Origin of the sequence: Desulfurella sp. (genome assembly GCF_023256235.1) — a bacterium.
Classification (GTDB): Bacteria; Campylobacterota_A; Desulfurellia; order Desulfurellales; family Desulfurellaceae; genus Desulfurella.
The window spans coordinates 2,474-8,994 of record NZ_JAGDWY010000067.1 but is presented as its reverse complement, the minus strand read 5'-3'; the positions used below and the strand labels follow the sequence as shown (position 1 = coordinate 8,994).

General features: G+C 31.5%; 8 protein-coding genes. 7 read left to right on the top strand and 1 reads right to left on the bottom strand.

The annotated features are described in order from the left end of the window. From Q0C22_RS06840 to Q0C22_RS06810, 7 genes are all read left to right on the top strand, one after another. Window positions 1-565, top strand: a 565-nt coding sequence (locus tag Q0C22_RS06840; protein ID WP_291493097.1) for a Rieske (2Fe-2S) protein, incomplete at its 5' end; no start/stop codon positions are given. A 9-nt stretch (window positions 566-574) separates the two neighbouring features. Then, the gene (locus Q0C22_RS06835) at window positions 575-1,801 is read left to right on the top strand and encodes a cytochrome bc complex cytochrome b subunit (protein ID WP_291493094.1); all 1,227 of its coding nucleotides are present in this window, start codon (window positions 575-577) and stop codon (window positions 1,799-1,801) included. Between the two features lie 170 nt (window positions 1,802-1,971). Next, window positions 1,972-2,730: an SDR family NAD(P)-dependent oxidoreductase gene (locus Q0C22_RS06830; RefSeq protein WP_291493091.1), complete on the top strand. Its 759-nt coding sequence runs from the start codon at window positions 1,972-1,974 to the stop codon at window positions 2,728-2,730. A gap of 202 nt (window positions 2,731-2,932) precedes the next feature. Further along, entirely contained in the window at window positions 2,933-4,321 is a 1,389-nt protein-coding gene (locus Q0C22_RS06825) for a dihydrolipoyl dehydrogenase (protein WP_291493089.1), read from the top strand. Between the two features lie 13 nt (window positions 4,322-4,334). Further along, window positions 4,335-4,697: a hypothetical protein gene (locus Q0C22_RS06820; RefSeq protein ID WP_291493088.1), complete on the top strand. Its 363-nt coding sequence runs from the start codon at window positions 4,335-4,337 to the stop codon at window positions 4,695-4,697. A 2-nt stretch (window positions 4,698-4,699) separates the two neighbouring features. Then, window positions 4,700-5,320 carry a hypothetical protein gene (locus tag Q0C22_RS06815; RefSeq protein WP_291493086.1) on the top strand — a complete coding sequence of 207 codons (621 nt, stop codon included), beginning with the start codon at window positions 4,700-4,702 and terminating at the stop codon, window positions 5,318-5,320. A 1-nt stretch (window position 5,321) separates the two neighbouring features. Continuing rightward, the gene (locus Q0C22_RS06810; RefSeq protein WP_291493084.1) at window positions 5,322-6,062 is read left to right on the top strand and encodes an N-acyl homoserine lactonase family protein; all 741 of its coding nucleotides are present in this window, start codon (window positions 5,322-5,324) and stop codon (window positions 6,060-6,062) included. On the opposite strand, the gene Q0C22_RS06805 is transcribed toward Q0C22_RS06810, so the two are convergent. Beyond that, a partial coding sequence (locus tag Q0C22_RS06805; protein WP_291493082.1) for a hypothetical protein occupies window positions 6,059-6,521 on the bottom strand: 463 nt, incomplete at its 5' end. The two genes, Q0C22_RS06810 and Q0C22_RS06805, sit on opposite strands and share 4 nt — an antisense overlap.

Genomic DNA, 6,521 nt, shown 5'->3' with positions numbered 1-6,521 from the left:
AAGAAAAATATTAAAGGCAAGTATGGGTATTGCTGGTATAAGTTTGCTTGGAGCTACGCTAAGTTTTTTTGGCACAATAAAACCCCAAAGCTCTAAGGCAAATGAAAGAAAACCTATAACACCTGGCGATAAACTTGTTTATGCGATGGGACCCAAAAAAGGTCAAACAATTACTCAAGAGTCTCTAAAATTAGACAAAGGCGCATTAGCCTTTCCTTTAGGTAAAGAAGAACACCTAAATTTAATTATGATAATACATGAAGAACAAGCTGAGTTTAAACCACCTACACATTTAAATTGGGTTATAAACGGCATTGTGGCATACAGTGCTATATGCACGCATATGGGTTGCACAGTTGACTGGCATCCGAAATCTCAAAAACCAGCTCCCTACCCTCACATATTCTGCCCATGCCATCAGAGTATGTACAATATATTTGAAGGTGCTAAAGTTGTCTCTGGTCCGGCTCCAAGACCACTGCCGCAATTACCAATAAAACTTAATCCTAATAATGAAATTGTAGCTGATGGTGATTTTGATGGTCCAGTTGGACCTATGGTTTAGGGGGATAAAATGTATAAATGGCTAAATGAAAGATTAGATCTTGATAGATTCAATAAAAAATTTTTAAGAAAAGCTTTTCCCGTACATCCAACTTACTTTTTTGGAGAAATCGCACTGTTTAGTTTTATTATTCTTGTTATTACGGGTATATATTTATTGTTCGGCTATGAGGCTTCATCAAAATTAGTAGAAGTAGGAAGCCAAAAACTGCCTGCTGCTTATGCTAGCATACTTGCAATCAATGCTCAACCTCTCGGCATGATAATCCGATACGTACATCATTTTGCTGCCCATTTATTTTTAGCTTCCATCATGCTTCACCTGTTAAGGGTATACTTTTCTGGATCATATAAAAAACCTAGAGAAATTAACTGGTGGATTGGACTTTTGCTTTTAGGCTCAGCTATATTTGCTTCATTTAGTGGATATTTATTACCATACGATGCTTTTTCTGTGACAGCTACAAATATTGGCTATTATTTAGCTTCCCAAATCCCATGGATAGGACATTCTCTGGCAAATTTTGTTTTCAATGGTGCATTTCCATCTCCTGGCGTTTTACCAAGATTTTTTGCATATCATGTTGTTATTATGCCTCTTATTATATCACTATTGCTTGGAGCTCATTTGATTATAATGGTAAAACAGAAACATACACAACCAAAAGAAAACAAAAAAGATTATGAAGGTTCAATTTTAGGTATACCTCTTTGGCCACAACAAACCACACTTATGATATTTTTATTCTTAATAACATTTGGGTTCTTATTTATTATTGCTTCTTTCTATCCAGTACATCCATCGCAATATTTTGGACCTCCAACAAATTCTACACCTATGGTAAAACCAGATTGGTATTTTTTATGGATATATGGATTATTGAAAATTATACCAAATACATTTGTAATTCATCTTTCAAAAAGTGCTGTAATTGATCCAGAATCAATAGGTGGAATTATAATACCTTCAATAATTATGCTTTTTATTGTTCTGGTACCTATATTGTCTAAATCAAATCAGCCAACCTATTATATGGAAACTCCAAAAAGTCATCCTGTAAGATTTGCATTTGGTATCGCTTTTATTTCTTTTTTTATAACATTATCAGTTGTTGCATATCAGGAAAATATTGGATTAAGTATTTCTTTTTCAAGAATTTTAGCATTTTTAATTCCAGTATTATCCTGGATTATATCATATGCCCTGGCAAAAAATAAAAAAACGTCAAAAGGATAATACTTTATAAATTGTTTGGCTTATAATCTAGCCAAACAATTTATATTTCTGCAATATTTTTATTTACAAATTCTTATTAAATTTATATTCTTGCTTGATAATTAATTCATAAGGTGTATTTTAATAAAACAATAATCATTTACGAAAATTTCCAAAAAGGAGGCATTGGAATGAAAAATTTGGATTTAACAGGAAAAGTAGCAATTGTTACTGGCGCATCAAGAGGTATTGGAGCCAGTTGTGCCAAAATCCTTGGTAGTTTTGGTGCAAATGTTGTCGTAAATTATTTCAATTCAGAGCAAAAAGCACAAGAAGTAGTTAATTACATTAAAGATAATGGTGGAAATGCCATATCATTTCGTGCAGACGTAAGAAATTTTGAAAGTGTAAATGAAATGGTAAAAACAACATTGGAAAAATTTGGTTCAATTGATATATTAATCAATAATGCAAATATAAATTTTCCAATAAAACCATTTTTAGAGCTTGATTATAAATCCATAGAAGAAAAAATCGTTGGCGAAACAAAAGCTTTTTATAATTGCACAAAAGCTGTGGTTACCCATATGATAAACCAGAAGTATGGAAAGCTAATATATATATCAAGTTCGCTTTCAAGACAAACTGCTTTTGGTTTTTTTGCTCATGCAGGAGCAAAAAGTGCTGTTGATGCTATGGCAAAAACGCTTGCTTTAGAGCTTGGAATCTATGGTATTAGGGTAAATGTAGTTGGACCAGGTTTAACAAATACAGATGCTACTTTTAATCAACCCAAAGAACAAAAGGAGATGATTGCTAATTTTACACCTCTAAAACGCATAGGCGAACCAATTGATGTAGCAAAAGTTGTACTTTTTTTAGCAAGCGATTTATCCGATTACATGAGTGGTCAGTATCTGCCTGTAAATGGTGGCAGTTTTATGATTTAATAATCTTATAATAAATAAATTTTATTTGTATAAGACATTTACATAGCTTATGGTACAGCTTTATTAATTATTTTAATAATAAATATAAGATTCTTAAATTTGACTAATTTTAACAAGAGGATTAAATTTTGTATGCATTTAAAAGTTGCATTGCTGGAAAATTTTAAAGATAAATTTTATTTAAAGGAAAAGGAGGTAGTTCATGGAAGAAAAGGTAGATGTATTAACAATCGGCGCAGGCGCTGGTGCTTACCCGGCAGCATTCAGGCTTGCAAAGGCAGGCAAAAGAGTAATTATGGTTGACGAAAAGGGCGTTATGAGCGGTAATTGTTTGGCAGAAGGGTGCGTGCCATCAAAATCTATAAGACAAGCAGCTTCATTTTACAGGTATTTCAAAAAATCTCATCAGTTTGGAATCTTTGCAAAAGATATAGTATGCGACTATAAAAAGGTTATTGAGTACAAAAATGGTGTTCAAAATCTAAGATACACTCAACATGCCCAGGAGCTCGAGGAAGCCAAACCAAATCTTGCCCTTATAAAAGGCACAGCTGAATTTTTAGATGAACATAGAATTAAAGTTTTAACTGGTGAAGGTGAAAAAGTATACTATGCAGATTATATTATTATAGCAAGTGGCGCAAAACCATTTATTTTACCTATTGAAGGTAGTCAGTATTGTGTAACAAGCACCGATATATACAAATTAAATCCACCAATAGATTATTTGCCAAAATCAATCATCATACTTGGGGCAGGCTACATTAGCCTTGAAACTGCAACAATATTTAATGAGCTTGGATCTAAAGTTACAGTAATTCAAAGAAGCAACAGGGTATTAACAGAAATGGATGAAACATTTGCAAAAAAATTATACAGCATGTTTGATCCCAACATAGATATAAGGCTTGGAACAAAACTTATAAAAATTCAAAAAAATGTAAACGATTACAGTGTTTTCTACGAACAAAACGGTCAACAAATGCAAGCAAGGGCAGATTTAGTAATGATGGCATTTGGCAGAGTACCTGTAATACCAAAAGGGGCTGAAAATTTAGGCTTAAAGATAACAAAAAAAGGTATAGAATCAAGCCCAAGTATGCAAACAAACATAAAGCACATTTACTCAAGCGGTGATATCAATGGTAAATCAATGCTATTCCACTCAGCCACAAGACAATCTTTAGTTGCAGCAAACAACATTTTAGCAAATAATACACCTATTGATTATATGGATTACTCGTGTGTTCCAAATTCTGTATTCACATTTCCAGAAGCTGCATTTGTAGGCATTTTACCAGATCAGGCAAAAACAATGGGAATTGACATATTAGAGACTAGCTTTGATTTGTCATTTGATGCTAAGGCTCAGATATTAACAGAAAACAAAGGAGAAATCAGACAATTCTATGACGCAAAATCATTAAAGCTTATAGGCGCATGGATAATAGGCGAAGATGCCAGTACTTTAATTGGAGAACTGGGTGTTTTAATTCAACAGGGTGCAAAATTAAAAGATGTTGCAGAATATGCCAATCAGCATCCATCAACAGCAGAAGGCATATCAAAAGCAGCAAGAAAATTACTTTAAAAGGAGGTTTCATATGGAAAAAATTGATGTGGTAAAACTTGTTAATCAAGATGCAAGGGAACTGGAAAATACAATGAAAAATATATTTGAAAAGCTTTTGTCCATGACAGATGAAGAAAAATTTAAAAACTTAAAAGAACTAATTATAGAAGTTTCAAAAAAAGCAACAGATGATGAGTATGTAAAACTTTGCAAAACAAACTTAAAGTTAGCTTCAAACCTAGATAAAGACACATTAAAAGCCTTTTTAAAACTTAGAATGAGTGTTTCTAATTCTTTACCAGAAGAATTGGCAAAAAAAGATGCAATGCTACTTAAAAAAGCTCTTGAAGAAAGCGAAGAAACAATAAGAAAAAAAATTCAAGCAGCAATGTAAAAATGACATACCCAAAAGTTTATGTATCAGATATTAAACTAAATGAATTTGAAATACTTTCTGGTATAGAAATAGATGGAGTAGGTATAAAAATAAATATATCAAAATTAGAAGAATTAAAGTCAACACTAAAGCAATTCAGTGTAGAAAAAATTTTTATAACGCAAGTGGCAGATTTTAAATTAATAGAAGCCCTGATAGATACTTTAGGTAAAGAAATTACGCTCCAGATTCAAGATACCTCTTTATCAATAAATACATTGGCTTTAATTAAAAAAAATTTTGAAAATATTAAAATTATTGCTCCTGTTAATGTAAATTTCGAAGATGCGCTGGATAAAGCTACAAAATTGGATGAAATAGTTGATTGTATATTTGTTTTCGCACAACACAAAGAAAAATCAAAACTCACAGAAAACTGGCAAAAGGCAGCCATTATAAACCTAAAAACACAAAAACCAATTATACTTGCTGGTAGACTGAACGCAGACAACATTCATCAGGCAATAAAGATCGTTAAGCCATTTGCGGTATCTGTTATATCGGGTGTCAAAAACGATGGCAATGTGTCTTGTGACAAACTAGTTAATTTTTTAAAAAACACAAAAAGAATGGAGGCATAAGATGTATCCTAAGCTTTATGTACTTTCAAGTGGTATACAGACAATTAAAAAACAAAAACTTCTATCAACTGCAGATAAAACTCAAGATATTGATATTCCTGTTCCTTATTTTTTGGTCGATTTAGGAAATGATAAAGTACTTATTGACACAGGTATTTCTTTTGAATCAAAATCAAACATAGCTCAGGTTCAAAATAAAACAGAAACCCCAAAAGAAGCACTTTCAAAATTAGGCATAGATACAAATAGCATAACCTATATTATCCAAACACACCTGCACTTTGATCATGCAGCAAATACAAAGCAATTTCCAAGAGCAAAAGTTATTGTGCAACTTGAAGAATTAAAAGCTGCCAATTTTTACGATAAAAATTTAGAGCATGGTTATGTGGATGAGGATATCAAAAACCCAAATATAAATTGGCAACCAATTGTAGGCATGAAAAATTTATTTGATGGCAACATATTTATTTTACCAACACCAGGTCATACGCCAGGTCATCAAAGTGTTGTAGTAAAACTAAACAACTATGGACCGGTAATTATAGCTGGCGATGTAGCACCACTAAAAGAAAATATTGAAAATAACACAGCGCCTGGTGTAGCATCTAACTCAAAAGATGCATATTATTCGATTCTGTCTTTAAAAGAATTTGCCAGTTTTTTGAAAGCAAAAATATGGTATGGTCATGATCCAGAATTTTTCAATAAAATAAAATTAGCACCACAATACTACGATTAATAGTTTATTTTTTCAACATTATTGATAATTTTACTAATTTGGGTATTACCATTAAATGTGGAAAGTTTTAAAACGTATCTTTTTAGATGTGCAAGAAAACTATCAAAGTTTTCTTGCCATTGTTTTTTTGTTGGATCATTAATTTGATTTTTAATATATCGGAAATAACTTATGTTAAAAAGATACAATGGCAAGTCTTTGAAGTCTTTGTATTTTTGTGCGTTTTTGATTGCTTTTTTTTCAAAAAACAAAGCTTTTGATATTTTATTATCAAAAAAATAAGTGTATGCTAAATCGTTAAAAACCAATGAACGATAATCTTTACTACTTGTTTTTAAAGATTTGTGAAAATAAAAAATTGACTTTGAAAACAATTTATGAATCAAGTGTAAAGCTACCATATCATTCATAGAAACATATAAATTTAAGTTATGAATATCCGGTGTATTTAAAAAAACA

What these genes read in the sequence shown, in the direction of transcription:
- Q0C22_RS06830 (WP_291493091.1), top strand. Translation starts at nt 1,972, where the DNA reads ATGAAAAATTTGGATTTAACAGGAAAAGTAGCAATTGTTACTGGCGCA.
- Q0C22_RS06835 (WP_291493094.1), top strand. Translation starts at nt 575, where the DNA reads ATGTATAAATGGCTAAATGAAAGATTAGATCTTGATAGATTCAATAAA.
- Q0C22_RS06825 (WP_291493089.1), top strand. Translation starts at nt 2,933, where the DNA reads ATGGAAGAAAAGGTAGATGTATTAACAATCGGCGCAGGCGCTGGTGCT.
- Q0C22_RS06815 (WP_291493086.1), top strand. Translation starts at nt 4,700, where the DNA reads ATGACATACCCAAAAGTTTATGTATCAGATATTAAACTAAATGAATTT.
- Q0C22_RS06820 (WP_291493088.1), top strand. Translation starts at nt 4,335, where the DNA reads ATGGAAAAAATTGATGTGGTAAAACTTGTTAATCAAGATGCAAGGGAA.
- Q0C22_RS06810 (WP_291493084.1), top strand. Translation starts at nt 5,322, where the DNA reads ATGTATCCTAAGCTTTATGTACTTTCAAGTGGTATACAGACAATTAAA.